We start from the raw sequence: 26,433 nt of genomic DNA, 5'->3' as shown, positions 1-26,433 counted from the left end.
TGGGATGACAAATATAAAAAAGGAGGATAAGTTCATAAGTTTAAATTTTTCACGATTTCAATATATATCTAATATTTTCTTTATATTAATAATTTCTTTTCCCGGAGGTTTAATTTATTTACTTACCAGTTCAACTCTTTCTTTTTGGCTTCGAGAATCCGGTTTTGATAAAATCACTATCGGGCTTTTTAGTTTAGTTAATTTTATTCATATATTTAAATTTTTATGGGGTCCTTTACTTGACAAAGTAAGTTTTGCTCCTTTAAGTAAGCGAGGATATAAATATTGTTTAATTATTGCTTTGGTTAGTTGTATTTTTTGTATATATGTTCTGACAAGTTTTAACCCTAACACTCATTTTATACCATTTGTTTTATGCTTAGTAGCTGTGGCATTTTTTTCTTCCATTTATGATATGTTACTTCAATCATCACAGATGTTACTGATTACAAATAAAAATTGGGGCATAAGTGAAGCAGCCTGTACTACAGGCTTTAGAATAGGTATACTTATAGCAGGTTTAGGAGCGTTATATTTATCTACTATCATATCTTGGCAAGATGTTTATCGTGTTATGGCAATTTTATGTATACCGTCATTACTATTAATTATATTCTATCCGCTTAAATTTAAAGATAAGATAATTATTAATGATTTTGATAGATTTTGGCATGCTTTTTATGACTTTATCAAGAAACCTAAATGGCTAATAATTGTTAGTTTTATGCTTCTATATCGTCTTCAAGATAATTTTCTTTCAATTATGCCGAATATGTTTTATCTCGATATCGGTTATACGAAAAAGGACTTAGCGCTTGGCTATAAAGCTTTCGGTATGTGTGCTGCAATCCTTGGAGGTTTTATAGGCGGGTTTTTGTGCCGAAAATATGAATATTCTTATTTGCTTAAAAGAGCATTAATATATCATGCTTTATCTAGCCTATCTTTTTTATTTCTCTATTTTTATAATCGAGATATTACAAGTCTGTATATAGCGGTCTTTTTTCAAGAATTTACCAATGGCTTAACTATGTCGCTGTTTTTTTCTTACCAATTAAGATGCTGTAGTTCTAAATATTGTATAACCCAAATTGCTTTAATTACTTCTATTGCTCATATTAGTACCATATTGTTTGGTAGTATTTCAGGTTATGCAGCTACTTATTTAGGTTGGACTTATTTCTTTATTGTAGCAGGATTTTGTTTTATACCTGCTTATATATTAATTAGATATTTACCGCCTTATGTTATTCCTAGCTAAAAGCGGGAATCTAAAAAAATATTTATACTTGTCATTGCGAGGAACGTAGCGACGTGGCAATCTCTCTTAAATTTCATGAGATTGCTTCGTCGGTATAAATGCTTTCTCGCAATAATGGGGATAGGCAGTACTGGATTCCTGCTTCCGCAGGAATGACATATACGGCTTTTGAGAGCCATGCAACAATGCCCAAGATAAATACAAATATATTGTAAAAGTAGTACTATCAATTTATAATAATCAACAAATTTATTAGTGTGCTTTAATTATGTTTATTCAAACTGAGGATACTCCCAACCCTGATGCAATAAAATTTTTCCCGGGGCAGGAAATAAGTAGTGATCAGCCGGTATTTTTTAGTGAGCTTGCTGAAGTAAAAGGAAGAAGCAAACTTGCAGAATCGCTATTTCATATTAATAATGTAAAATCAGTATTTTTTGGTAGTGATTTTATAACAGTAACTAAACAAGCTGAAGGTAATTGGCAAGTTATAAAGCCTGAAATTTTAATGGTTATTATGGATCATTTTGTTGCAGGATTTCCGGTATTTGAAGAAAGCACCAAAGCAGATAATGTAAATCATAGCCTTGATGGGCTTTCAGAAATAGAGAAGCAAATCGTAGAGATTATTGAAACTAGGGTGCGTCCATCTGTTGCACAAGACGGCGGTGATATAATATATAAAGGCTTTGAAAACGGTATAGTTAAATTAGCACTTCGTGGTGCATGCCTTGGATGTCCTAGTTCCACTATTACCTTAAAAAACGGTATTGAGTCCATGCTTAAACATTTTGTACCGGAAGTGCAAGAGGTTGAAGCTGTAGAGGAAGATTTTGAGTAATTTAGGCATTGACTAAAAAGAGTTAATCTAAAGTTTCGATGTCATTCCCGCAAAAGCGGGAATGACATCGAATATAAAATAACTTTTTCTAAGCAATGGCCAATGTAAATCCTTTTACTATACAAGTTTAAAAGAGAACTACTTCGATGTTCAAAAAGATTTTTTGGATTTAACGGGGCAATGTTTATATTGGTGTTAAAGAGTGACCGTTCACGGGTGTTGAGTGGCTTATTATTCCTCTCTGTCATCCCGTGATTTATTCATGGGATCCAGTAAAACATAGAAAAATTTATTTTTATATGTTTATTTTGTTAAACATGTAGTGTAGATAACAATGTTGAAGTTATTTTTTCTAGACCCCGTGGTCAAGCCACAGGGTGACAGTGAAAAACCCGTGAACGCTCACGTTAAAGAAGCTATTCTTCCTTTGCAGAATTGATTATATCATTTTGATGCCCAAATAACGTAATGTAGTTCAACATCTTTTGGAGCAGATACTACGATAGGTAGTTTGCTATTATATCTTAAAAATGTTTCATCGCCTAAAAATACACTAACCGGTTGTATGGTTGCTTTTACGTTTGGGCATACCATCATTGTACTAGCAGGGTGATCGCTAACTTGATCGATTACATAATAATTATATCCCCAACCTTCTAAAGTTTTTGTTTCCAGCTTACCGCCAAACCAAACACGATTACAATCTTTCATTGCATCTTTTGTAGCTTGTAATTCTACTTTCAACCTTTCATTATTAGGTAATCTAAAATATATTTCTGATCCGTTATTGGATTCAAAAAAATTACATTTATTATAAGCACCTAATAATAATAAATTATTTAATACATCTATGGTAACTTGTTCTTCAAGGTTTATAATTTTAGGAAATAATATGTAATTATTGTGATTATTTTGTATATTTGAAATAAGAATACTTTGAGAGTTATATTGCTGTTTTTCCAAATATATATTTTATATTTGCAAAATTATTTTGTTTTAATTCTGTAAAAACTAGTTCAGCCTTATATTTTTGTTTATCACTAGAAAAGTTAGGTAGTGTTTCTATTAAATTAAAATCAAGAGAGGTCCCGCTAAATCTTGTATTCAGCATATTATTTTTTAATTCGGTAAAATCTAATTCGGCATAGTATGTTGCTCCGTCAATGTCTAAACTATATACAGGCTTATCTTCCAATATCTCTTGTAAAAAATTTTGAGCATGTTCTTTAGTTTTACAAACATCAATTTGATTTGCAAAGCTTTTTGCTATAAAAAACTTTAAATCTTTTTGATCCGATAAAGATAAATCATGAATGTGACATTTAAATGTTTTATTTATATAATTTATTAGTGATGCAATATCTGCAGGAAAATTTTCAGTTATTTCTAATAATTCTTTTTTATTCTGTTCTGAAATTATATTCATATTCTAATCCCGTTTCTTTCTTAAAAAAGCCGGTATTTCATAAATATCAGATTCTTTATTATCTTGATCTAGAGTACTAACAACAACGTTTTTGCGTTCTAAAGTTTGATTATTTGAAGCACGCAGAGAACCCCATATTTTTCCTAAAAATGATGGTTTTGGTGAGTCATCTTCAGATTTGTTGAAAGTATTTGCATGTAACCCTAGCTCTTTTTCATTTCCGATAAAATTTTGATTCATTGGAGAGTCGGTAATTTCAATATTTTCGGTACTGTAGCTGTTAAAATCAGGAATTTCTTCTATTTGTGTAGGTTGTGCTATAGCTTCATTAGAAGAAATTCCTGAATAAGTTTCTTCAGGAACTGTATTGGTAGTTTCAGCTATTGCGGGTTTATATGTCGGTACTTTATCGGCATCAATACCGGTAGCAACAACCGATACTCTGATAATTCCTTTTAGTTCCGGATTAAATGTTGAACCGAAAATAATATTAGCATCAAGGTTATCTACTTCTTCTCTAATTCTATTAGCAGCGTTGTCAACTTCAAATAAGGTCATGTCGGAACCACCGGTAATATTGATTAATACACCTCTTGCACCGCACATTGAGCTATGATCTAGCAGCGGATTTGAAATTGCAGATTCTGCCGCTTTAATAGCTCTATCTTCGCCACTAGCTTCACCCGTGCCCATCATTGCTTTACCCATTTCGCTCATTACTGCTTTAATATCAGCAAAATCAAGATTAATAAGTCCCGGCATAATCATTAAATCCGTTACTCCTCTAACGCCGGCATGCAATACGTCATCTGCCATTTTGAAAGCATCGGCAAACGTCGTTTGTTCATTAGCAATACGGAATAGATTTTGGTTCGGTATTACAATTAAAGTATCAACGAATTGCTGTAATTCAATAAGTCCTTTATCGGCAGTTTTCATACGATGACCGCCTTCAAAATGGAAAGGTTTAGTTACTACCCCAACCGTAAGGATGCCTAGTTCTTTAGCAATGCGTGCAATAACCGGTGCAGAACCGGTACCTGTACCACCGCCCATACCTGCCGTAATAAATACCATATTGCTATTTTCTAGGTAACTACGAATTTCGCTTTCTGATTCTTGAGCAGCAAGTGCTCCAACCTCAGGAGAAGCTCCTGCCCCAAGACCTCTAGTCGTAGAAACACCGAGTTGTATTTTGTTGGTGCATAAAGAATGTTCAAGCGATTGTGCATCAGTATTAGCTACTACAAAATTAGCACCTTGCAGATTAGCACTAATCATATTATTTACTGCATTACTACCTGCACCCCCAACGCCGAAAACCGTAATGGTCGGCTTTAATACTATATTTTCAGGAGCTTTTATATTTAAAACCATGATAATCTTTTATTTTATATAATTAATGTTTAAGTATAATAAAAGATTTAGAAATTTCCATAAACTTTTTATGAAAAATGTGGATTATTTTCTTTTATAGTGAATTAACTTGAATTAGGGATGCTTTATCGTTAGTGGCCATAGGAAGTCCTTAATGCATGGCAGTTAATAAATAAGTTGTATCATATGCAGTAAGATTGTTGGCTCTTGCGGTTTGTATAATTTCATGTATGGAAAAATTAAAATTTGATATATTAAGGGGGATAGAATTATATAAATCTATAAATTTAACTGTATCTGCTATATGTAATCTATTACGTTTTTCTGATACTAATAGTGTATTAGTTATTTCAAGTTTCCAAAGATATGGTACTGTAGCTCCATGCTTCATACAATAATTAGCAGTCTAATATAAAAGAGCGGTTATTCATCTTCTACCTTCATCTCTAAGCTCTTTAATAGTATAAGGAGCTAATGTTTTACCCTTACTAAATTCAGCGAATTTTTCTACTATATTATCCATTTTAGGCTTTTGAGTTATAGGTATAATTTTTGCAACCGGCGTATTATGCTTACAAATGGTAATTTGCTCTCCGTCTTGCACACGTTGTATGAGGTTTAAGAAATGAGTTTTTGCTTCGAGTAGGTTAATTTGATTAGATAAATTTTGTTTCACATTAGGATAATATTAAATAGATAATATAATAAATAGATTAATTTAATATTATCCTATTTATAAGATTTTGTGCAGTAATATTAATAGTTTAAACTAATATCTTTATCTAAAATCTAGGATTGACCAACCATTTTTTCAGGTACTACTATTTTATCAAACTCTTCTTCGGATAAAAGATTGAGTTTTTTAGCTGCTTCTTTTAAAGTGATCCTGTGCTTATGTGCTTCTTTAGCAATTTTTGCGGCATTATCATAGCCGATATGCGGATTAAGAGCTGTAACAAGCATTAGCGATTTATCACGTAAATCATTAATGCGTGTTATATTGGGTTCTAATCCTTTAACACAGTGAGTAACAAAGCTATTTACGCTATCGGATAACAGCTCTATAGATTGTAGGATATTGTATATTATTACGGGTTTAAATACGTTAAGTTCAAGATGTCCGTTTGAGCCGGCAATAGTAACCGTAACATGATTTCCCATCACCTGACTGCACACCATTGTTAAAGCTTCGACTTGTGTAGGGTTTACTTTACCGGGCATAATCGAAGAACCAGGTTCATTCTCAGGTAAATGCAGCTCACCAAGACCGCACCTTGGACCGGAGCCGAGCAGTCTTATATCATTTGCTATTTTCATTAAGCTAACTGCTATAGTATTAAGAGTTCCTGAAAATTCTACTAGTGCGTCGTGGGCAGCTAGACTTTCAAATTTATTAGGAGCCGTCTTAAAGGGTTGTTTAGTAAACTCTGCCACTTTCTCAGCAAATTTTATATCAAAGCCTATTTTTGAGTTAATACCTGTGCCGACTGCTGTTCCACCTTGAGCAAGTAGATAAACTTTTTTTAGTGCATCTTCTATGCGTTCTAAAGCATACTCTATTTGTGCAATATATCCGGAGAATTCCTGTTTAAGAGTTAAAGGAGTTGCATCCTGCAAGTGGGTACGTCCTATTTTTATGATTTTATCCCAATCTTTTGACTTGTCTTGCAAAGAGGTAAATAAATTATTCAAAGCCGGTATAAGTTGCTGTTTAGTTGCAAGTACGGTTGCTATATGCATAGCGGTTGGAAAAGAGTCGTTGGATGATTGTCCTTTATTAACGTGATCGTTAGGATGTACTGGAGATTTGCCGCCTTTCTTGCTTGTTAATTCTTCATTAGCAATAGAGGCAATAACCTCGTTCATATTCATGTTTGTTTGTGTACCTGAACCTGTTTGCCAAACTACTAAAGGAAAATTATCCTCAAATTCGCCTTCTAAGATTCTATCCGTGGCTTTATCGATACTTGTAGCTATTTTAGCTTCTAAATCACCAAGCTCATAATTAACCTGTGCTGTACATTTTTTTAAAATAGCAAGAGCACGAATTAAAATTTCAGGCATTTTTTGCTTGCCTATTTTAAAATTTTCTAAAGATCTTTGAGTTTGAGCCCCCCAATAAAATTTTTCTTCTATTTGAATTTCTCCAAAAGAATCGCTTTCGGTTCTGTAATTTTTCATAAATTGTTAAATGTTATATAATTATCTATTTTTTTCATAAAATGATCACTTACTGCATTCAAGTCTAATTGCTCGGCTAATTTAGCAAAGTTGTAATATAATTTGTCTGTTAAAGAAGCTTTTTTTAGATTCTTAGCAATAAATACTAATGTGCTTTCTATCATAAGATTACGATTAAAACTATAAAATTTTTGCCAATGTTCATTATATTTAGGTTCGGAAGATTCTATATAATCGGAATATATAGGTTTAGTAATTACTGCTTTATATATATCAAATATAGTATTATTAATTAATCTTTCATTCTTGAGGTTATTTATCACTTTATCAAAAAAATTGTTTAATATAGCCGTTGTTATCTCTTCTTCTGTAAGTTCATTTATAAATATGTCTAATTGCTTTTCAAAACTCTCGATAATTTGTTCATTTGGTCCCCTTTTCATGACTTTTCTCTCAAATTAATTTATATAATAAAAGTTTATGACTTTAATTTTAGTAGACTAAATATTTATATCGAAGTAAATAAAAAACAATATTTGATTTATTAAAAATATTATTTATGTAATGAATGAAAAATTATAGAAGCGGCATTTGATACATTAAGACTTTCTACTCTCTTAGAAATAGGGATTTTGGCTAAATAATCACATGTTTCTTCAACTAATCTTCGCATGCCTTTATCTTCTGAGCCAAATACTAATGCTATTTTGTCGGAAATTAATTTATCGGTAAAGTAGTCATTTGCAGAACCTGTTAGGCCTATAATCCAAAAGCCGTGTTTTTTAAGATAATTCATACATGAGCGTAAGTTAGTAACTTTAATTATAGGTATTAATTCTAAAGTACCGCAAGCCGCTTTAGCAATGCCGCCGCTTTCATTCGGAGAATTATCTTGAGGTAATATTATAGCATTTATATCAAAAGCAGCGGCACTACGAATAATTGCTCCAATATTTTGTGTATCTGTTATTTGATCAAGAATCGCAATTTTACATTTTGGGTTTTTTATATCTATGTCCTCTAGATTGTAAGAAAAAATTGGTCTAACTTTTGCAGCTATTCCTTGATGTGTTTGGTTTTCCAGTAATTTAGATAAAATATCGTTATTAACAATTTCATAAGATCTAGTACCTATTGATTTTTTGTTTGTATCAAAAATTTCTCTAGTGCATAAAATATTTTCAATTTGACGTTTTGGATTATTTAGAGCAGAAAATACAGGATGTTTCCCATACATATAATAACAATTTTTAGAATCAAGTTTTTTATTTTGCATCTTATTGAAAACCGTCAGTAATTTGTTCTTGACAGAAATTACTATTTATTATAGAAAGTTACAACTAAATAAATGTGCAAGCTGCTATTTGTTTATTTGATGGTTCGGCAGGAAGTTTTATTAAGTCCTAATACTAATTATATATTGTATTTTACAGTGAATTAGTCTATTTAATACAGTAAAGTTCTTTAGGAGGGGTGGCCGAGTGGTCAATGGCAGCAGACTGTAAATCTGCCCGCGTAAGCGTTCGAAGGTTCAAATCCTTCTCCCTCCACCACTTAAATGGTTCAGGGAAGCATATCATTTTATTTTAAAAGATTTCATGTATATATGTTTAATTTTATTTAAAAATAAAACATAATTGTGTATATTTATAAGTCTGAATAAAATTGATATAGCATTGTTAACAAAATAGCTTTGAAATTATTTTATTAACAGTGCCACAATGCGGGTGTAGCTCAATGGTAGAGTTCCAGCCTTCCAAGCTGGCTGTGTGGGTTCGATTCCCATCACCCGCTCCAGAGATAGTGGTAACAAATAAATTTAGCAAAAAAATGCACTTATAAAAAATTAACTTGTATTAAACCTAAAAAATTGTAGAGAGTAATAATATGGCAAAAGCAAAATTTGAACGAACTAAACCGCACGTTAATATAGGTACGATCGGTCACGTAGATCACGGTAAAACTTCCTTAACGGCAGCAATAACTATAGTACTTGCTAAGACAGGTGGAGCAAAAGCTACAGCGTATGATCAAATTGATGCTGCTCCTGAAGAAAAAGAAAGAGGTATAACTATTTCTACTGCACACGTAGAATATGAGACTAAAAATAGACACTATGCACACGTAGATTGTCCGGGACACGCTGACTATGTAAAGAACATGATAACCGGTGCCGCTCAGATGGACGGTGCAATATTAGTAGTTTCTGCTGCTGATGGTCCTATGCCGCAAACTAGAGAGCATATATTACTAGCAAAACAGGTAGGTGTACCTGCTATGGTAGTATTCTTAAATAAAGTAGATATGGTGGATGATCCTGATCTATTAGAACTAGTAGAGATGGAAGTAAGGGAATTATTATCAAAATATGGTTTCCTAGGTGATGAAATACCTATTATTAAAGGTTCTGCACTTCAAGCTTTAGAAGGAAAGCCTGAAGGTGAAAAAGCTATTAATGAGTTAATGGATGCAGTAGATAGCTATATACCGCAGCCTGTAAGAGCTACGGATAAACCTTTCTTAATGCCGATAGAAGATGTGTTCTCTATTTCAGGAAGAGGTACTGTTGTAACCGGTAGAGTAGAGTCAGGAATAATTAAGGTAGGTGAGGAAATTGAAATAGTCGGTCTAAAAGATACGCACAAAACTACCTGTACCGGTGTAGAAATGTTCAGAAAATTACTTGATGAAGGACAAGCCGGAGATAATGTCGGTATATTACTACGCGGTACAAAAAGAGAAGAAGTTGAAAGAGGACAAGTTCTCGCAAAACCTGGTAGCATAAAACCGCATGATAAGTTTGAAGCTGAAGTGTATGTGCTTAGTAAAGAAGAAGGTGGGCGTCATACCCCATTTACTAATGACTATCGTCCGCAGTTCTATTTTAGAACAACAGACGTTACTGGTACAATAAAATTGCCTGCTGGTAAGCAGATGGTTATGCCTGGAGATAATGCTACTTTTACAGTGGAATTAATTAAACCGATTGCTATGCAGGAAGGGTTAAAATTCTCTATACGTGAAGGTGGTAGAACAGTGGGGGCCGGCGTAGTAACTAAAATAAATAATTAATTTTATAGATACCTATTATTTTTTAATAATAGGTATTTATATTTTAAGATGTAATAGACATCTTTCTGAACCGGCTTATAGAGAGGAATTTGAAGAAGACACGGAACGCAGAATCGCAGTGTACATAAAAGTACGTGAGGATTCGAATACCGGCTCGACGTACAAATTACCTCTAAAAGTGAAGTTTGGGAATATGTCTAAAAACATCTTGCTGTTTAAATATTAGGTTTACTGAATGAAAAATAAAATCAAAATTCGTTTAAAATCATTTGATCATCGTAGTCTTGATCAAGCTACAAAAGAGATAGTTAGTGCTGTTAAAAGAACATTTGCTAACATTAATGGTCCTATTCCTTTACCTAGAAAAATTGAAAGATTTACCGTAAATAGGTCTCCTCATGTACATAAGAAGTCAAGAGAGCAATTTGAAATTAGAAAGCATAAAAGATTATTAGTTATAGATGATCCGAATCCGGCGGTTGTTGATGCTTTAAGTAAAGTTGATTTAGCAGCAGGTGTCGATGTAGTAATTGAATTAGAGAGTGGGGAATAAATGAGAACCGGTATAATTGCTCAAAAAATTGGGATGACTAGTGTTTTTAATGATAAAGGAGAAAGAATTTCTTTAACATTAGTAAAAGTTGATGATTGTCAAGTAGTAGGGCATAAAACTCTAGAAAAACATGGATATAATGCTTTGGTTATAGGTGTAAAAGATAAAAAAATATCTAGAGTAACCAAACCTATGAAACAAGTTTTTGCTAATGCTAAAATATCTCCTAAAACTAAATTAAAAGAATTTAGAATTTCTGAAGAGAATTTTATTGATATAGCAGCAAGTCTAGAAGTAGATCATTTTACGGCAGGACAATTTGTGGATATAACGGCAACTACTATAGGTAAAGGGTTTGCCGGTAGTATGAAAAGACATAATTTTAGAGGTCTTGAAGCTTCTCACGGTGTTTCTATATCCCATCGTTCGCACGGTTCTACAGGACAAAGACAAGATCCAGGAAAGGTTTTCAAAGGCAAAAAAATGGCCGGTCATATGGGATGTAACCAAGTTACTATTCAAAATTTGAAAATATTTGCCGTTGATAAAGAGCGTAAGCTTATTATGATTCAGGGTAGTATACCCGGTCACAAAAATTCGTATCTTTCAGTAAAAGATGCAATAAAAAAGGTTTCAATAACTGTATAATAGATATTTAGACATGTTTGTTGAGGTTAAAGATTATTAAATTAACAAAACGCCATGCAATATTATTTATATAAAAGTTTTATATAAGACTGTATAAGGTTAAATAAAGATGAAAACTAAAATATTAAGTCTTGCTAATGAAGAAGTTGGTGGGATTAGCTTAAATGAAGATATATTTGCTGTTGAATTTATCAGAGATGATATAATAAAGCAGGTTATTGATTGGCAGAGAGCTAAAGCAATGTCCGGTAACCACAAAACTAAAACAGTATCAGAAGTATCAGGAACTACAAAAAAACCTTTTAAGCAAAAAGGTACAGGTAATGCAAGACAAGGCTCCATTAGATCGGTACAGATGCGTGGTGGTGGTGTAGCTCACGGACCTAGAGTACGTAGTCATGCAACAAAATTACCTAAAAAAGTACGAAAACTTGGTTTAATTCATGCTTTATCCGAGAAATTCGCTGAAGGAAAATTATTAGTAATAGATTCTTTAAAGCTAGATAAGCCTAAAACTTCTGCTCTTGTAAATATATTAAACAAGTTTCAAGGAAAAAGTTTCTTTGTAATAGACGGAAATGAAGTAGATATTAATTTTTCTTTAGCTGCAAAAAATATTTATAATACTATGATTGTTCCGCAAATAGGAGCAAATGTTTATGATATAATACGACATGAATATGTCTTATTATCACAAGAAGCAGTGAGCGTTTTAGAAGAGAGGTTAAGATGAGTTCTTGTAAATACTACGATTTAATTAGAAAACCTATTATTACAGAAAAAACTACAACCCTTTCGGAACAAAATAAATATGCTTTTTATGTAGATAAATTTGCTGAAAAACTTACAGTTAAAAAGGCTGTGGAAGAAATATTTAAAGTAAAAGTAAAAAAAGTGAATATTTTAAACGTTAAAGGTAAGAAGAAAAGATTTAAAGGAATTATAGGGACTCAAATCAATAGAAAGAAAGCTATTGTTACATTAGAAAAAGACCATAATATCGATTTTGTCGGAGGAATTAAATAAAATGGCTTTAAAAAACTTTAATCCAATTACTCCTTCTCTTAGAGAGTTAGTTCAAGTTGATAAAACTAGTTTATGGAAAGGCAGACCTTTAAAATCTTTGACCAAAGGTATATCTAAAACCGGTGGACGAAATAATCAAGGTAGAATTACTTCTTGGCACAGAGGTGGAGGACATAAAAAATTATATCGTGTTATTGATTTTAAAAGAAATAAAATAGATATTTCTGCTATTGTCGAAAGAATAGAGTATGACCCTAATAGAACTGCTTTTATTGCTTTAATAAAATATGAAGACGGGGAATATTCTTATATTCTAGCACCGCAAAAATTATCTGTAGGTGATAAAGTAATATCAAGTCAAGATGCTGATATAAAAATAGGAAATTGTTTACCTTTAAAATTTATTCCTATCGGTACTACTTTACATAATGTTGAAATGAAAGTCGGTAAGGGTGGCCAAATTGCAAGATCTGCAGGTACTTCAGTAGATCTAGTAGGTAAAGATTCAGGGTATGCTCAGATTAAATTAAGATCAGGTGAATTTAGGTTAGTACCTTTAGATTGTAAAGCTACTATAGGTAGTATATCTAACCCGGATCAAAAAAATATTAATTTAGGCAAAGCAGGTAGAAATAGATGGCTCGGTTGGAGACCGCATGTTAGAGGTGTAGCAATGAATCCTGTAGATCACCCTCATGGCGGTGGCGAAGGTAAAACTTCAGGAGGACGCCATCCTGTTACTCCTTGGGGATTCCCAACAAAGGGTAAGAAGACACGTAAAAATAAACGTACTTCAAAATTTATCATAAAGAAAAGAAAATAGATTTTAAATTAATTAGGTATTAGTATGGCACGTTCAATATGGAAAGGGCCTTTTGTAGACGGTTATTTAATAAAGAAAGTTCAAAAATTAATGGAATCAGGTAAATCTGAAATGATTAAAACTTGGTCTAGAAGATCAACGATTTTGCCTATTTTTGTAGGGTTTACCTTTTCTGTTCATAATGGAAATAAATTTGTTCCGGTTTCTGTAAATGAAGAAATGGTTGGAAGAAAATTAGGTGAATTTGCTCCTACTAGAACATTTCACGGTCATGGAGCAGATAAAAAAGTCAAAAGAAAGTAAAGATTTATATGGTACAGGAAAATAAAAATTTTGCTACGGCAAAAGCTAAATCTATTAGAGTAAGTCCAAGGAAGCTAAATTTAGTTGCAGCCTTTATTAGAAATATGAAAGTATCTGAAGCATTGGTACAATTAACTTTTTCTCCTAAAAGAATTGCAAAAGTTGTAAAAGATTGTTTACAATCTGCTGTTGCAAATGCTGAAAATAATTTAGGTCTAGATATAGATAGATTGGTTATTACTAAAGCGACTGTAGGTAAGGCTTTAGTAATGAAAAGAGTTATGCCAAGAGCAAAAGGAAGAGCAACTAGAATAAATAAGTTTTTTAGTAATCTTTATATAACTGTTACAGAAAAAGAGGATAATTAAAATGGGGCAGAAAGTTTGTGCACATGGTTTTAGAGTTGGGCCGACTTTAATTAAAGGTTGGGATTCCGTATTATATGCAGAAAAACATTATAAAACTCTTTTTATACAAGATTTAAAAATTAGGGATTTAATAAATAAGGGTTTTAATCAAGCTCAAATTAGCAGAGTTTTAATCGAACGTCCTTCTAATAAAAGTATTATAATTAATATTAATGCCAAAAAACCAAATGTCATTATTGGTAGAAACGGTAGTGAAATTGATAAGCTAAAAAAAGCTATCGAGAAAATGACTTCTTTAAAAGAAGTTTATATAAATATTCACGAAGTTAGAAAGTTTAATATAGATGCTGCTATAGTAGCTCAAACTATAGCACTACAGCTTGAAAAAAGAGTTTCTTTTAGAAAAGCCATGAAAACAGCAATTCAGGCTTCATTTAAACAAGGTGGACAAGGTATAAGAGTTAATTGTTCAGGACGACTTGGAGGTGCTGAAATTGCTAGAACCGAGTGGTATATAGAAGGAAGAATGCCGTTACATACTTTAAGAGCTGATATTGATTATTCAACAGCTGAGGCTATAACTGCTTATGGAGTTATAGGGGTTAAAGTGTGGATTTATAAAGGTGAATATACAGAAAATAAAAGATATAATTAATTTTAAGTATTAAAATGTTAGCTCCGAAAAAACAAAAATTTAGAAAAGCTCATAAGGGTAGAGTTGCTTCAAAAGCAAAAGCAGGTACGACGCTTGCTTTTGGATCATTTGGTCTAAAATCTATAGACGGTTGGCGTGTTACTGCAAGACAAATAGAAGCAGGAAGAAAAGCTGCTACTAGATGTATGAAAAGGCAAGGAAGATTATGGATTCGCATTTTTCCGGATGTTCCTGTTTCTAAAAAGCCTGCCGAAGTAAGAATGGGTAAAGGTAAAGGTTCTCCTGAATTTTTTGCAGTTAGAGTTTCGCCTGGAAGAATTATGTTTGAAATTGAAGGAGTAGAAGAAAATGTTGCACTTAGAGCTTTGGAGCTTGCAAGTGCAAAATTACCTGTTAGAACAAGGATAGTGAGACGTTATGAATGATTTGAAATTATTAAGAAGTAAGTTATCTACTGAAACAATAGAAGAGCTTTATAAAAGCCTTAATCTTTTAAAGAAAGAATTGTTTAATTTAAGATTTCAACAAGCTTTAGGTGAGTTAAAAAATACTAGTAGGTTTTCGTTAGTCAAAAAGTCTATAGCACGTATTAAAACTGAATTAACAAAAAGATCTAATAGTGAGGAATATTAAAATGCCGAAAAGAGTGTTACAAGGTGTGGTTATAAGTTCAAAAGCTGATAAGACGGTTACAGTAAAAGTAGAAAGAAAGTTTAAGCATCCTATTTATAAAAAATTCGTGAAAGTATCTAAAAAATATGCTGCTCATGATTCAGAAAATAAATATCAAGAAGGAGATAAAGTTAGTATAATTGAAAGTCTTCCTATCTCAAAAACCAAAACATGGATAGTGGTAAATGGGGAATAAAGTTTTTTAATCTTTGACTTTATAAGGTAGATTGTTTATTTTATCTCTCATGTATAAAAAATTGGAAGTAGTTTATGATTCAAATGCAGAGCATCTTGGAAGTTGCAGATAATTCCGGTGCTAAAAAAGTTATGTGTATTAAAGTTTTAGGTGGCTCTCACCATATGGTGGCAAAGCTGGGTGATGTTATAGTTGTATCTGTTAAAGAAGCTATACCCGGTGGTAAGGTTAAAAAGGGTGATGTTTATAAAGGCGTGATTGTTCGTACAAAAACCGGAGTAGTAAGACCTGACGGTAGTACAATAAAATTTGATAAAAACGCATTAGTGCTTTTGAATAAACAAGATGAACCTATCGGTACTAGAGTTTTCGGTCCTGTTACAAGAGAACTCAGAGCGAAAAAATATGTTAGAATAATGTCGCTTGCAGAGGAAGTGTTATAAATGATTAAATTAAAAGTAAAAAAAGGTGATGAAGTTGTTGTTATTACCGGAAAGCACAAAGGAAAAAAAGGTAAAATATTAAAAGTTTTTCCTGAGGACAGTAAAGTAATTGTTTCTGGAGTAAATTTAGTAAAAAAGCATACTAAACCTAATCAAATGAGTGAAGGCGGGATAATAACTAAAGAATTACCTATACATATCTCAAATATTGCACACATCGATCCAAAAACTGGTAACCCTACCAAAGTAGCTTTTAAATTCTTAGAAGACGGTTCTAAGGTTAGAGTAGCAAAGAAATCAGGGGAAATTATCGGTAAGGAAGGTAAATAATGTTAAGATTTAAAGAATTATATCAGCAAAAAATTATTGAATACTTACAAAAAGAATTTTCTTATAAAAATAAACACGAAATACCGCAAATTAAGAAAATTGTTATAAATATGGGAGTAGGGGAAGCAATAGCCGATTCCAAAGTAATTAATAATGCAGTAAATGATCTTACTTTGATTTCCGCTCAAAAGCCGGTTGTAACGTTAGCAAGAAAATCTATTGCAACCTTTAAGTTACGCGAAAATATGAAAATAGGCTGCAAGGTTACATTACGTAAAGATAGAATGTATGATTTTTTAGAAAGGCTAGTAATTGTTGCGTTACCTCGTGTTAAAGAATTTCGTGGTTTTTCTTATAAAAGTTTTGATGGTAAAGGAAATTTTACTTTTGGATTAAAAGAGCAGATAGTTTTTCCTGAAATTAATTACGATAAAATCGACACAATAAGGGGTATGGATATTACAATCGTTACATCTGCTAAAACAGATAAAGAAAGTAAGTTTTTGTTATCAGGGTTTAATTTACCTTTTTATAATTAATTTTTAGGAATATATATAATGGCAAAAGTAAGTTCTATAAAAAAGAACGAAAGTAGGAAAAAAAAATCACAAAGTTTACATAATAAACGTTTAGCGTTAAAAAGTAAAATTTATGATAAAAATATTTCATTAGAAGAGCGTTTTTCTTTGGTAATGTCGCTTGCACAATTACCTAGAAATTCATCATCTACTAGAATAAGAAATAGATGTGAGCTTACAGGTAGACCAAGAGGTGTTACAAGAAAATTCGGTATATCGAGGAATAAGCTTAGGGAATTAATAGGTAGAGGCTTAGTTCCTGGTGTAGTTAAGTCAAGTTGGTAAAAGTCGATAGGTAAATAATATGTCAATGACGGATAATGTAGCAGATATGTTAACTAGAATTAGAAATGCTTATAAAAGTAAATTAATAAATGTTTCTTTTCCTAGTTCTAAAATTAAAACTTCAATTTTAGATGTTTTGCAAAAAGAAGGTTATATAAAAGATTATGTAACTACTCAAAAAAATAATATTAGTTATACTGAAGTAGCTTTAAAATACTCTGTTAACGGTGATGCTTCTATATGCGAAGTTCATAGAGTATCAAAGCCCGGAAAAAGAGTATATTCTGCTATTAAAGATTTGAAAGGATATTATAATAATATGGGTATATATATTCTTTCTACTCCTTACGGTGTTATGTCTGATAGAGAAGCTCATATTAAAAATGTTGGCGGCGAAGTAATTTGTAAAGTATTTTAAGGTAAAAAAATGTCACGTGTTGGAAAATTACCGATTACTATACCTGAAGGTGTAAAAGTTGGTTTAAATGATTTAGAAGTAAAAATATCCGGACCTAAAGGCGAATTATCAAAAACTTTTAAAGGTAATATAGCAATTTCATTGGTAGAAAATGAGCTTTTAGTAAAACCTTTAGCCGCAAATAAAAATGCACGTGCTATGTGGGGTACTGCAAGAAGCATAATATCAAATATGGTTACCGGCGTTAAAGAAGGGTTTAAGCTTAAACTCGAAATTAACGGAGTCGGTTACAGGGCAATGATAAAAGGTAAATATTTAAATTTAATGCTTGCTAAAAGCCATAATACAAAAATTGAAATACCTTCAGATATTAAAATAGAGGTGCCTAAGCAAAATATTATTATTCTTGAGGGAACAGATAAAGAAAAGTTAGGACAATTTGCTTCAATTATTATAAAACAGAGACCATCTGAGCCTTATAAAGGAAAAGGGATTAAATTTGAAAATCAATTTATACCGCGTAAAGAAGGTAAGAAAAATTAAATTTAAGAGTTAAATATGCGTAGTGCTAAGCTAAAATTTGAAAAAAGAAGAAGTAGAATAAGACATAAAATATCTAAAACATCTAATAGAGTTAGATTATCGATATTTAAGTCAGGTAGACATATATATGCACAAATTATTGATGATTCTAAGTCTATAACAATTGCTTCTGCTTCAACTTTAGATGAGAAATTAAAAAAATCTCATTGTAATATTGAAAATGCTATCAAAGTAGGTGAAGAAATAGCAAAAAAAGCTGATTCTGCAGGGATAAAAGAAGTAGTATTTGATAAAGGCGGATATAAGTATCACGGTGTTGTAAAAGCTCTAGCTGATGCAGCTAGAGAGAAAATAAAATTTTAGGTTATAAGGTTGTAGTAATGTCTAAAGTTAAAAAAAATGAAGAGACTTTAAGTGAAGTTTTAGTTGATGTAAATAGAGTTACAAAAGTAGTAAAAGGCGGTAGAAGATTTGCTTTTTCTGCTTATGTAGTTGTCGGTGATAAAGTCGGCAGAGTTGGAGCGGGACACGGAAAAGCTAAAGAAGTAAACGAAGCTCGAGGAAAGGCAAAACAAGCCGCTAAAAAGAGAATGATAAAAGTGCCTTTATATCAAAATAGGACTATTCACCATGATGTTGTGGGTAAAAGTGGAGCTGCTGAAGTGATTTTAAGAAGAGCTAAAGCAGGTACAGGCGTTATAGCCGGAGGGTCTATGAGAGCAATTTTTGATTCTTTAGGCGTTCATGATATTGTTGCTAAATCAATAGGTTCAACGAATGTTTACGCAATGATTTCTGCAACATTTGATGCATTAAATAAACTTGCATCACCAAAATCTATTGCTATGAGAAGAGATAAAAAAGTAAATGAAATATCTGTAAAATCTTCTGATATTCAAGTTAATGAATAATGTTGCGTAAGTAAGGTGAAGTTATGAATAATAAGATCAATAATATAAAAATTACTCAAGTTAAAAGTGCTATAGGTCGTAAGTATGATCAAAGATTGACATTAGTTGGGCTTGGTTTAAACGAAATTAATAAGACCGTTATTCTTGAAAATACTAATTCAATCAAAGGGATGGTTGAAAAAGTAAAGCATTTGTTAAAAATAGAAAATATGTAATTAGAGTTTTTAAATGAAATTAAATGAATTATATAATAATATAGGTGCTAAAAAAAATAAGAAAAGAATAGCACGCGGTATTGGTAGCGGTAAAGGAAAAACCGGTGGTAGAGGAATTAAAGGTCAAAAATCTAGATCCGGCGTTGCAATAAAAGGTTTTGAAGGTGGTCAAACACCTATGATCAAAAGACTACCTAAAAGAGGATTTAATTGTATTTCGACTAAAAAATACAATATAATAAATATTTATAATATTGAAGAAGCATTAGCCGATGGGCGTTTAAGTGCTGATTATACTATTACGAAAGAAAAATTGGTAGAAGCCGGAGTAGTTAATAATAAAAATAATAGGAAATTAGTGAAATTATTATCTATTTGTAGTGATGATTTCGCTTCTCCTCTATCATTAAAATTAGATGCTTATTCTTCTAAAGCTAAGGATTTAATCGAGAAAGCAGGTGGAAAGTTATTATAGTATATGGGGCAGAATTTTTCTAAAAAATCCGGTAATGATTTAGTTAGTCGCATTGTTTTTACTATTCTCATTCTTATAATATGTAGATTTGGGTCTTTTATACCTATGCCCGGTATAGATTCAATTGCTTTAAGTAGTGTGGCTGAAAAGAATCAATCCGGAATACTCGGAATGTTCAATATGCTATCCGGAGGATCGCTAGGTAGAATGTCCATTTTTGCTTTAGCAATTATGCCGTATATTACCGCCTCAATTATTATCCAATTAATGTCAGTTGCATATAAACCTTTGGAAAATTTAAAAAAAGAAGGGGAAGTCGGCAAAAGAAAAGTAAATCAGCTATCGAGATATTTAACGGTTCTGCTTGCTTCTTTTCAGGCTTATGGAGTTGCTATAAGTTTAGAGTCAATTGTAACAAATACCGGTCCTGTAGTAATTTTAGCGGGTTTTTTCTTTAGAGTTACAACCGTAATTACTTTGGTTGTAGGTACTATGCTATTAATGTGGTTAGGAGAACAAATTACACAACGTGGAATAGGTAACGGTACGTCTTTAATTATATTTATAGGTATAATTTCGGGAGTACCTAGTGCTATTATTAGTATGTTTGAATTATCAAGAAAAGGAGCATTATCGCCTTTAATAGCGGTAGCTGTTTGTATTGGAGTAGTTGTATTAATAGCTATAATTATATTTTTTGAAAAAGCCCAAAGAAAATTATTGGTGCAGTATCCTAAAAGACAAGTAGGAAATAAAATTTATGGAGGAGAAGCAACGCATATGCCTCTCAAGTTAAATACTTCTGGTGTAATACCTCCAATATTTGCTAGTTCAATTTTACTATTTCCTGCTACGCTTGCTAATTTTTCTAATAGTAATTCAGAAACTATGGGCATGCTTACTTATTACTTAGGGCATGGAAAACCCGTATATATTTTATTGTATGTAGCATTAATTATGTTTTTTAGTTTTTTTTATACTGCAATAGTATTTAATTCTGAAGAAACTGCTAATAATTTAAGAAAATACGGTGCTTATATTCCGGGTAAAAGACCAGGGAAAAATACGTCTGATTATTTTGATTATATACTTACAAGGCTTACGGTTATAGGTGGGATATATTTAAGTGTAATATGTGTAATTCCGGAGCTATTAATGAATAAGTATGTAATCTCTCTTTCTTTAGGAGGTACGAGTTTTTTAATTGTAGTGAATGTGGTACTTGATACTATGACTCAGATTCAAACTTACTTATTTAGTAGTAAGTATGAAGGTTTAATGAAGAAAGTAAAATTAAAAAATTAAAAATGAGCTTAAATAGTGATAGTAATTTTTTTAGGTCCTCCAGGAGCTGGAAAGGGAACACAAGGAAAAAAGATAGCTAAAAAAATTGATTTACCACATATAGCAATCGGTGATATATTTAGAACAATTATTAAAACATCAACTAGTGAAGCTGAGTTAATTAATAATTATGTTAAGCAAGGGGAGCTTATCCCTAATGAAATAGTTAATCAAGTAATCAAAAATTTTTTATTATCCTCTGAATATAAAAACGGCTATATATTAGATGGATATCCGCGTAATTTAGAGCAAGCGAAATTCTTTGAATCATTTATTAAAGAAAAAATTAAAATAATATATTTTGATGTTTCAGATGAATTATTAATTAAAAGAGTTTTAGGAAGATATAGTTGTAAAAATTGCGGTAAAATATATAATAGTTACTTCTTGCAGCCTAAAACTGATAATGTATGTGATGTTTGCGGTTCAAGTACATTTGATTATAGAAAAGATGACAATGAAGAAGTAATAAAAAAAAGAATTGAAGTATATAAAACAGAAACATATCCGTTAATAGATTATTATAAAAATAGTGGTAATTTTTATATAGTTAATGGAAGTAAAAATGAACAAGAAATAGAAATTGATATACAGAAAATACTAAAAATAAATTGACTTTATTAAAGATTTTTATATTATTTTCTAGTTACCAGTAAAATTTTGGAGATTATTTGTGGCAAGAATTGCAAGTGTTAATATTCCCGATAATAAACGTTTAGTTGTGAGTTTAACTTACATTTATGGTCTTGGACCTATTATGGCAGCAGAGATCTGTAATAAAGCAAAAATATCGAAAGATAAAAAAGTCAAAGAACTTACGGATCAAGAGTTAATAAGCTTACGTAATATTATTGAAAGCGAGTATAAAGTTGAGGGTGATTTAAGACGAGAAGTTACGCTTAATATTAAGAAAAAGAAAGATATAAGATGTTATCAAGGGCTTAGACATATACGTAAGTTGCCGGTGAGGGGACAGAACACGCATTCTAATGCTCGAACTAGAAAAGGTAAAGCTATTGCGATAGCCGGAAAGAAAAAAGCTGTAAAATAATAGTTTAAGTATAGAGTATAAATAATGAATCAGACGGTTAAAGTTAAGAAAAAGAAAAAAACTATCACTCTTGGTGTTGTGCATATCCGAGCATCATTTAATAATACTATAGTAACATTTACTGATATCCAAGGTAATACTATTTCTTCTGCATCGGCAGGAGGTAATGGGTTTAAAGGGGCAAGAAAAGCAACACCTTATGCAGCTCAAGTAACAATTGATAGAGCGTCGGAAAAAGCAAAAGAATATGGTCTAAAAACTATTTCTATTAGGATTGGAGGACCGGGAGCTCAGCGTGAATCAGCAATGAGAGCTTTATTTGGACAAAGTTTTGTGGTTACATCAATTTTAGATGTATCGTCAATTGCTCATAATGGAGTAAGACCGCCAAAAAGAAGAAGAGTATAAGAGAATCATAGGTATTAAATGTTATCGTTAAGTAAAAATTGGAATACTTTAATAAAGCCAAATAAAGTCGCTTATGAAAATTTTCCGGAAACCAATAATAAAGCTAAAATTGTAGTTGAACCTTTAGAAAGAGGTTTTGGTTTAACACTCGGTAATGCTATGAGAAGAGTATTACTTTCTTCTTTACAAGGAGCAGCTATCACTTCTATAAAGATCCCTGCTATAGAACATGAATTTTCTTCTATACCCGGTGTAAAAGAAGATGTATCGGAAGTGATTTTAAACATTAAAGGTATTGAAGTAAAAATGCATGTTGCGGAAAAACGTATCATGAAATTAAAAGCAACAGGACCTTGTGTTGTAACGGCCGGTATGATTGAAACAGGTCATGATGTAGAAATACTGAATCCGGATCATGTAATTTGTAATCTAGCTAAGAACAAGCAGTTTGAAATGGAATTAACTTGTAAGGTTGGTAAAGGATATGTACTTAGCACAAATAGTTATGAGGATAATTTACCTATTGGTGAAATAGCTATAGATGCTTTATTTAACCCAGTAAAGAGTGTTACTTATAAGGTAGAAAATACTAGGGTAGGTCAGGTTACTGACTATGATAAATTAATTATGTTTGTAGAAACTAACGGTGATTTATTACCTGAAATGGCTGTAGGTTTGGCTGCACGTATTTTACAAGAGCAATTACAATTATTTATTTCTTTTGAAGAACAGGAAGAAGATAAGCAAGTTAAAACTGATGCTTTAACGTTTTCACCTTATTTACTTAAGAGAGTTGATGAATTGGAATTATCGGTTAGATCGGCAAATTGTTTAAAAAATGATAATATAATATATATAGGGGATCTAGTAAAAAGAACGGAATCCGATATGCTGAGAACTCCAAATTTCGGTAGAAAATCTTTAAATGAGATTAAAGAAATATTGGCAAAATTTAATTTAAGATTCGGTATGGATGTACCGGATTGGCCACCGGAAAATATTCAGGAATTATCTAAACGTTATGAAGATTCTTATAATTAAGGACTAATAAAAATGCGACATAAAATTAAAGGTAGAAAGTTAAATATAACAAGTAGTCATAGGCAAGCAATGCTCGCTAATATGGCTGTAGCACTTGTAACCCATGAACAAATTAAAACTACTTTACCAAAAGCTAAGGAATTAAGACCTTACATTGAAACTCTAATTACTAAAGCTAAAAAAGCTGATTTAACGGTAAGAAGAAGCGTTTTATCAAAAATAAAAGATAAAAAAGCAGTAGAAAAGCTTATAAATATTTTAGGTACTAGATATAAAGATAGACCTGGCGGTTATACTAGAATAATAAAAGCCGGATTCCGTTATGGTGATTTAGCACCGATAGCATATATTGAATTTGTAGATAGAGATATTAATGCTAAAGGAAATATACAGCAAGATGCTAATGAAGAAATTAAAAATTAAAATATAAGGGACTCGGTAATGGCTAATCATTCTTCAGCAAAAAAAGCTGCTAGACAAACAGTAAAAAGAACTCTAATCAATAAAAAAAGATCTAGTGCAATAAAAACTTTTATAAAGAAAGTTGTACATGAAATCAGTCTTGGTAATAAAGAAAATGCTAACTTAGCTTTATCTATTGCTCAGTCTAAAATAATGCAAGGTGTAAAAAAAAATATAATTAAATTAAATACCGCCTCAAGGAAAATCAGCAGATTATCAAGACAAATAAAAAGTTTGAATGAAAGTAAATAACACTTTATAGGTAATTTAAAAGCAAAAACTAATAAAATTTTGCTAAATTATAAATAATGTTATTTTACTAATTAATAAAAAATATGGGCGATTAGCTCAGCTGGTAGAGTATCTCGTTTACACCGAGAGTGTCGGCGGTTCGAGTCCGTCATCGCCCACCAATCAAAAGTTTTTAGTATTTCAACGAAAACATCAAACAATGCATGAAGCTTAAACTCAAGCTTTTCAGTCTTAAATGTTACAATAGTTAAACCTATCAAGAAAGACAGTACTTTTGTGAAATGGCATTTCTAACTAAGTATATATTAGTTAATAATTTAATGCCATTGCAGGAAAATTACGAAGTAATTGGCGAGACAATCCAGTAAAAAAATACTAAATTTTAGCATTTTTTATTACTTTTTCTAAATTCCCATGTTCTTTATAGTTGTATAGTAAGTCACCTTAAATTAGGTGCGATTTCTATTTTATCTTTCACCTAATTTAAGGTGATTTACTATAGTTTTTTGTTGTGTGGGTCAGGAGACACTTTCAGTGTCATACAATATACCTCTTCGGAAACTCTACTTCTAGAGGTAATTTGTACGTCGATCCTTACCCCTCATCCTTACGTACTAAGTATATATGCTGCGGTTTGAGGTTCAAATTCCTCTCTAAATCCTCATTTCCGAAGAGAGGCCTATAAAGTTTACGCAATTTGTTGACAAGAAGAAAACGAGAGGAGATTATCCATTTAGAGATTGATAGTTACGTATTTCATTATAATATTACATTACTTGGCTATTTTTTTTGGAACCTGTGGTCAGGCGAGCTGGCATTGTTGTGTGGATCAATTTCACCTCTGTCATCCCGTGGCTTGACCACGGGATCCAGTTAAAAATACTAAAATTATCAGTATTTTGTATTATTTTTGGGGTGACACAGTGGATTCGATCCACGCAACAATGCCAAGCGAGCTAGGATGATAGGATGAATTGATTCACGTAATAATGCTATATCGTGGTCAATAAGCCACGATATGACACTGAATGAGTTTCCTGATCCATACGAGTTTTTAGAATCTTTCATATACAGCGTAATTCATAAAGCTTGATACAAGCGAATTTTGTACTCTCGCCTTTAAATTTACCTTGTCGGAACCTTTCTGAATTCTACTGTAACTCTTTTCCGCATTATTTATTACTTTTGCCATTATTTTTGCTAGCTTTTCAAATGTAGAGGAAAAAATAGCAAAGTATAAATTGCAAGAGGAAGTAGAAATTAAAGCAGCTAATAAAGTAAAATGATAGTTGCTAAAATACAAAATAACCAAAAGTTGCTAATATATTTAAAGTTAAAAAATTGTTTGTTATTGCAATTTTTTAATTTTTGCTTTAATTGTAATCAACTATTATTAACAAAAATAAAAAATAACTTTTATGGAAGATATAAGCTCTTGGAAAAAAAAGTTTGAAGTATGCGTTTACGCTAAAAAATTACTTGATAAACTCGAAGATTAAACACTAAAGTAGAAAATCCTATTGATATAGAGGAGGTTAAAAAAGGCATTTACTACGCTCGTAAATATCATGGTTCTCAAATGCGTCAATCAGGTGATCCTTATTATTCTCATCCGATTGAGGTGACGATTATGCTTGCGGAGTTTGTAGCTGAAGAAGTTCCTAAGCTTTTTACGACCATAATGCTACAAGCTGCTTTACTTCATGATACTGTTGAGGATACAGAATTAACTGAAGAAATGATTAACGGCATTTTTGGAGCAGAGGTAGCGAAACATGTAGAAGGCCTAACTAGATTAAACCTTACGGGAAAATCACTGCTGAAGAAAGCTTAAATCTATTAATTAAACAGAAAAGATATAATACGGCACTTATAAAACTTTTTGATAGAGTCCATAATATACAGACTTTAGGAGCTAAATCACCTGAGAAAGCTAAAAAAATAATAAAAGAAACTTTAATGAGCTTTTTACAAGTTTGTGCATATCTTGAGATATATAAAATAGAATATATATTGGTTCAACTTTGTTGGAATATATTTAAACAACAAACTAACTTAAGCGAATTAAATTTGAAGGAACAGATTTTTAACTCTAATAATTATACCGAACTTTTTCAAGTGATTCAAAATGTGTCACTCCCCAGTGGAACGCTATACCTACCGGTATCATAATAAGAAGAATTCCGTAAGTTCCTAATATATTTACTAAGTAAGCTATGCCAAACGAAGTAACTACGTATATAAAAATTGATGAAAATGCATAAATTAAGAGTAG

The 26,433-nt window shown here is 31.6% G+C and carries 40 protein-coding genes, 3 tRNA genes and 1 pseudogene; 35 read left to right on the top strand and 9 right to left on the bottom strand.

The features are described 5' to 3' along the window. Positions 1–4 precede the first annotated feature (4 nt). Both MB29_RS02535 and MB29_RS02530 read left to right on the top strand, forming a co-directional pair. Complete coding sequence (locus tag MB29_RS02535; RefSeq protein WP_032138914.1) at positions 5–1,261, top strand: MFS transporter; 1,257 nt, start codon at positions 5–7, stop codon at positions 1,259–1,261. Between the two features lie 268 nt (positions 1,262–1,529). Beyond that, the gene (locus MB29_RS02530) at positions 1,530–2,102 is read left to right on the top strand and encodes a NifU family protein (RefSeq protein ID WP_032138913.1); all 573 of its coding nucleotides are present in this window, start codon (positions 1,530–1,532) and stop codon (positions 2,100–2,102) included. A 444-nt stretch (positions 2,103–2,546) separates the two neighbouring features. Here MB29_RS02530 and MB29_RS12490 read toward each other — a convergent pair whose 3' ends face one another. From MB29_RS12490 to rlmB, 8 genes are all read right to left on the bottom strand, one after another. Then, the gene (locus tag MB29_RS12490) at positions 2,547–3,065 is read right to left on the bottom strand and encodes an ecotin family protein (RefSeq protein ID WP_233418875.1); all 519 of its coding nucleotides are present in this window, start codon (positions 3,063–3,065) and stop codon (positions 2,547–2,549) included. Further along, positions 3,046–3,528 (bottom strand): hypothetical protein, encoded by a 483-nt coding sequence (locus MB29_RS12485; RefSeq protein ID WP_233418874.1) that lies wholly within the window; start codon positions 3,526–3,528, stop codon positions 3,046–3,048. The genes MB29_RS12490 and MB29_RS12485 overlap by 20 nt, the downstream gene beginning before the upstream one ends. 3 nt (positions 3,529–3,531) lie before the next feature. Beyond that, positions 3,532–4,905, bottom strand: a complete 1,374-nt coding sequence (ftsZ, locus tag MB29_RS02505) for a cell division protein FtsZ (protein WP_032138912.1) — start codon at positions 4,903–4,905, stop codon at positions 3,532–3,534. 151 nt (positions 4,906–5,056) lie between these two features. Then, entirely contained in the window at positions 5,057–5,296 is a 240-nt protein-coding gene (locus tag MB29_RS02500) for a type II toxin-antitoxin system VapC family toxin (RefSeq protein WP_084686756.1), read from the bottom strand. A 36-nt stretch (positions 5,297–5,332) separates the two neighbouring features. Further along, complete coding sequence (locus tag MB29_RS02495) at positions 5,333–5,581, bottom strand: type II toxin-antitoxin system Phd/YefM family antitoxin (RefSeq protein WP_032138911.1); 249 nt, start codon at positions 5,579–5,581, stop codon at positions 5,333–5,335. Positions 5,582–5,694: 113 nt separating this feature from the next. Next, entirely contained in the window at positions 5,695–7,086 is a 1,392-nt protein-coding gene (gene fumC / locus MB29_RS02490; protein ID WP_032138910.1) for a class II fumarate hydratase, read from the bottom strand. Further along, a complete protein-coding gene (locus tag MB29_RS02485; protein WP_032138909.1) occupies positions 7,083–7,529 on the bottom strand; it encodes a hypothetical protein in 447 nt (148 codons plus the stop codon). The genes fumC and MB29_RS02485 overlap by 4 nt, the downstream gene beginning before the upstream one ends. Positions 7,530–7,639: 110 nt before the next feature. Continuing rightward, positions 7,640–8,362, bottom strand: coding sequence for a 23S rRNA (guanosine(2251)-2'-O)-methyltransferase RlmB (rlmB, locus tag MB29_RS02480; RefSeq protein WP_032138908.1), 723 nt, complete (start codon positions 8,360–8,362; stop codon positions 7,640–7,642). 191 nt (positions 8,363–8,553) lie between these two features. Between rlmB and MB29_RS02475 the strand changes: the two genes are divergently transcribed. The 32 genes from MB29_RS02475 (at position 8,554) to MB29_RS02320 (ending at position 24,319) form a co-directional block, all read left to right on the top strand. Beyond that, a tRNA-Tyr gene (locus MB29_RS02475) sits at positions 8,554–8,639 on the top strand. A gap of 170 nt (positions 8,640–8,809) precedes the next feature. Further along, a tRNA-Gly gene (locus MB29_RS02470) sits at positions 8,810–8,883 on the top strand. 90 nt (positions 8,884–8,973) lie between these two features. Further along, positions 8,974–10,158, top strand: coding sequence for an elongation factor Tu (gene tuf, locus MB29_RS02465; protein ID WP_032138907.1), 1,185 nt, complete (start codon positions 8,974–8,976; stop codon positions 10,156–10,158). Between the two features lie 235 nt (positions 10,159–10,393). After that, on the top strand, positions 10,394–10,711 hold the full coding sequence (gene rpsJ, locus MB29_RS02460; RefSeq protein ID WP_011270629.1) for a 30S ribosomal protein S10: 318 nt from the start codon (positions 10,394–10,396) through the stop codon (positions 10,709–10,711). Then, a complete protein-coding gene (gene rplC, locus MB29_RS02455) occupies positions 10,712–11,359 on the top strand; it encodes a 50S ribosomal protein L3 (RefSeq protein ID WP_032138906.1) in 648 nt (215 codons plus the stop codon). It abuts the gene before it with no gap. A 109-nt stretch (positions 11,360–11,468) separates the two neighbouring features. Then, positions 11,469–12,092 carry a 50S ribosomal protein L4 gene (gene rplD / locus MB29_RS02450; RefSeq protein ID WP_032138905.1) on the top strand — a complete coding sequence of 208 codons (624 nt, stop codon included), beginning with the start codon at positions 11,469–11,471 and terminating at the stop codon, positions 12,090–12,092. After that, positions 12,089–12,385, top strand: a complete 297-nt coding sequence (gene rplW / locus MB29_RS02445; protein WP_032138904.1) for a 50S ribosomal protein L23 — start codon at positions 12,089–12,091, stop codon at positions 12,383–12,385. The genes rplD and rplW overlap by 4 nt, the downstream gene beginning before the upstream one ends. Before the next feature lies 1 nt (position 12,386). Continuing rightward, the gene (gene rplB / locus MB29_RS02440; protein ID WP_032138903.1) at positions 12,387–13,208 is read left to right on the top strand and encodes a 50S ribosomal protein L2; all 822 of its coding nucleotides are present in this window, start codon (positions 12,387–12,389) and stop codon (positions 13,206–13,208) included. 24 nt (positions 13,209–13,232) lie between these two features. Then, on the top strand, positions 13,233–13,511 hold the full coding sequence (gene rpsS, locus MB29_RS02435) for a 30S ribosomal protein S19 (protein ID WP_032138902.1): 279 nt from the start codon (positions 13,233–13,235) through the stop codon (positions 13,509–13,511). An 8-nt stretch (positions 13,512–13,519) separates the two neighbouring features. Then, positions 13,520–13,879 carry a 50S ribosomal protein L22 gene (gene rplV / locus MB29_RS02430; protein ID WP_008580961.1) on the top strand — a complete coding sequence of 120 codons (360 nt, stop codon included), beginning with the start codon at positions 13,520–13,522 and terminating at the stop codon, positions 13,877–13,879. A 1-nt stretch (position 13,880) separates the two neighbouring features. Beyond that, a complete protein-coding gene (gene rpsC / locus MB29_RS02425; protein ID WP_032138901.1) occupies positions 13,881–14,534 on the top strand; it encodes a 30S ribosomal protein S3 in 654 nt (217 codons plus the stop codon). Between the two features lie 14 nt (positions 14,535–14,548). Further along, entirely contained in the window at positions 14,549–14,959 is a 411-nt protein-coding gene (rplP, locus tag MB29_RS02420; RefSeq protein WP_011270636.1) for a 50S ribosomal protein L16, read from the top strand. Beyond that, positions 14,952–15,167: a 50S ribosomal protein L29 gene (rpmC, locus tag MB29_RS02415; protein WP_032138900.1), complete on the top strand. Its 216-nt coding sequence runs from the start codon at positions 14,952–14,954 to the stop codon at positions 15,165–15,167. The genes rplP and rpmC overlap by 8 nt, the downstream gene beginning before the upstream one ends. Before the next feature lies 1 nt (position 15,168). Further along, the gene (rpsQ, locus tag MB29_RS02410) at positions 15,169–15,402 is read left to right on the top strand and encodes a 30S ribosomal protein S17 (RefSeq protein WP_032138899.1); all 234 of its coding nucleotides are present in this window, start codon (positions 15,169–15,171) and stop codon (positions 15,400–15,402) included. Positions 15,403–15,476: 74 nt separating this feature from the next. Further along, positions 15,477–15,845 carry a 50S ribosomal protein L14 gene (gene rplN, locus MB29_RS02405; protein ID WP_008580952.1) on the top strand — a complete coding sequence of 123 codons (369 nt, stop codon included), beginning with the start codon at positions 15,477–15,479 and terminating at the stop codon, positions 15,843–15,845. Continuing rightward, a complete protein-coding gene (rplX, locus tag MB29_RS02400) occupies positions 15,846–16,175 on the top strand; it encodes a 50S ribosomal protein L24 (protein ID WP_011270638.1) in 330 nt (109 codons plus the stop codon). Continuing rightward, complete coding sequence (rplE, locus tag MB29_RS02395) at positions 16,175–16,714, top strand: 50S ribosomal protein L5 (protein WP_032138898.1); 540 nt, start codon at positions 16,175–16,177, stop codon at positions 16,712–16,714. The genes rplX and rplE overlap by 1 nt, the downstream gene beginning before the upstream one ends. Positions 16,715–16,732: 18 nt before the next feature. Next, a complete protein-coding gene (rpsN, locus tag MB29_RS02390) occupies positions 16,733–17,038 on the top strand; it encodes a 30S ribosomal protein S14 (RefSeq protein ID WP_008580947.1) in 306 nt (101 codons plus the stop codon). 19 nt (positions 17,039–17,057) lie between these two features. Then, positions 17,058–17,456 (top strand): 30S ribosomal protein S8, encoded by a 399-nt coding sequence (gene rpsH / locus MB29_RS02385; protein ID WP_032138897.1) that lies wholly within the window; start codon positions 17,058–17,060, stop codon positions 17,454–17,456. A 9-nt stretch (positions 17,457–17,465) separates the two neighbouring features. After that, positions 17,466–17,999 (top strand): 50S ribosomal protein L6, encoded by a 534-nt coding sequence (gene rplF / locus MB29_RS02380; RefSeq protein ID WP_032138896.1) that lies wholly within the window; start codon positions 17,466–17,468, stop codon positions 17,997–17,999. A 15-nt stretch (positions 18,000–18,014) separates the two neighbouring features. Further along, positions 18,015–18,362 carry a 50S ribosomal protein L18 gene (rplR, locus tag MB29_RS02375; protein ID WP_032138895.1) on the top strand — a complete coding sequence of 116 codons (348 nt, stop codon included), beginning with the start codon at positions 18,015–18,017 and terminating at the stop codon, positions 18,360–18,362. Between the two features lie 17 nt (positions 18,363–18,379). Then, positions 18,380–18,910, top strand: a complete 531-nt coding sequence (gene rpsE / locus MB29_RS02370) for a 30S ribosomal protein S5 (RefSeq protein ID WP_032138894.1) — start codon at positions 18,380–18,382, stop codon at positions 18,908–18,910. Positions 18,911–18,933: 23 nt separating this feature from the next. Then, positions 18,934–19,125: a 50S ribosomal protein L30 gene (gene rpmD / locus MB29_RS02365; RefSeq protein WP_008580929.1), complete on the top strand. Its 192-nt coding sequence runs from the start codon at positions 18,934–18,936 to the stop codon at positions 19,123–19,125. A 13-nt stretch (positions 19,126–19,138) separates the two neighbouring features. Further along, complete coding sequence (gene rplO, locus MB29_RS02360; RefSeq protein ID WP_032138893.1) at positions 19,139–19,600, top strand: 50S ribosomal protein L15; 462 nt, start codon at positions 19,139–19,141, stop codon at positions 19,598–19,600. A gap of 3 nt (positions 19,601–19,603) precedes the next feature. After that, positions 19,604–20,905 carry a preprotein translocase subunit SecY gene (gene secY / locus MB29_RS02355; RefSeq protein WP_032138892.1) on the top strand — a complete coding sequence of 434 codons (1,302 nt, stop codon included), beginning with the start codon at positions 19,604–19,606 and terminating at the stop codon, positions 20,903–20,905. A gap of 15 nt (positions 20,906–20,920) precedes the next feature. Further along, a complete protein-coding gene (locus MB29_RS02350) occupies positions 20,921–21,559 on the top strand; it encodes an adenylate kinase (protein ID WP_032138891.1) in 639 nt (212 codons plus the stop codon). Positions 21,560–21,617: 58 nt separating this feature from the next. Then, on the top strand, positions 21,618–21,995 hold the full coding sequence (gene rpsM, locus MB29_RS02345) for a 30S ribosomal protein S13 (RefSeq protein ID WP_032138890.1): 378 nt from the start codon (positions 21,618–21,620) through the stop codon (positions 21,993–21,995). Positions 21,996–22,019: 24 nt separating this feature from the next. Further along, entirely contained in the window at positions 22,020–22,403 is a 384-nt protein-coding gene (gene rpsK / locus MB29_RS02340; RefSeq protein ID WP_032138889.1) for a 30S ribosomal protein S11, read from the top strand. 18 nt (positions 22,404–22,421) lie between these two features. After that, on the top strand, positions 22,422–23,444 hold the full coding sequence (locus MB29_RS02335; protein WP_032138888.1) for a DNA-directed RNA polymerase subunit alpha: 1,023 nt from the start codon (positions 22,422–22,424) through the stop codon (positions 23,442–23,444). 12 nt (positions 23,445–23,456) lie between these two features. Further along, the gene (rplQ, locus tag MB29_RS02330; RefSeq protein ID WP_032138887.1) at positions 23,457–23,867 is read left to right on the top strand and encodes a 50S ribosomal protein L17; all 411 of its coding nucleotides are present in this window, start codon (positions 23,457–23,459) and stop codon (positions 23,865–23,867) included. A gap of 18 nt (positions 23,868–23,885) precedes the next feature. Further along, positions 23,886–24,158, top strand: coding sequence for a 30S ribosomal protein S20 (gene rpsT, locus MB29_RS02325; RefSeq protein WP_032138886.1), 273 nt, complete (start codon positions 23,886–23,888; stop codon positions 24,156–24,158). An 85-nt stretch (positions 24,159–24,243) separates the two neighbouring features. After that, positions 24,244–24,319 (top strand) — tRNA-Val (locus tag MB29_RS02320). A 606-nt stretch (positions 24,320–24,925) separates the two neighbouring features. Here the strand turns inward: MB29_RS02320 and MB29_RS11335 are convergent. Continuing rightward, complete coding sequence (locus MB29_RS11335) at positions 24,926–25,096, bottom strand: hypothetical protein (RefSeq protein WP_215426182.1); 171 nt, start codon at positions 25,094–25,096, stop codon at positions 24,926–24,928. A 480-nt stretch (positions 25,097–25,576) separates the two neighbouring features. Here MB29_RS11335 and MB29_RS09840 point away from each other — a divergent pair. Beyond that, positions 25,577–26,330 (top strand): annotated as a pseudogene (locus tag MB29_RS09840) (HD domain-containing protein). Positions 26,331–26,433 lie beyond the last annotated feature (103 nt).

The sequence above is a fragment of the Rickettsia tamurae genome (genome assembly GCF_000751075.1).
GTDB classification, from domain to species: Bacteria; Pseudomonadota; Alphaproteobacteria; order Rickettsiales; family Rickettsiaceae; genus Rickettsia; species Rickettsia tamurae.
The sequence above is the reverse complement of the archived record's forward strand: the minus strand, read 5'-3'. Positions and strand labels throughout refer to the sequence as shown.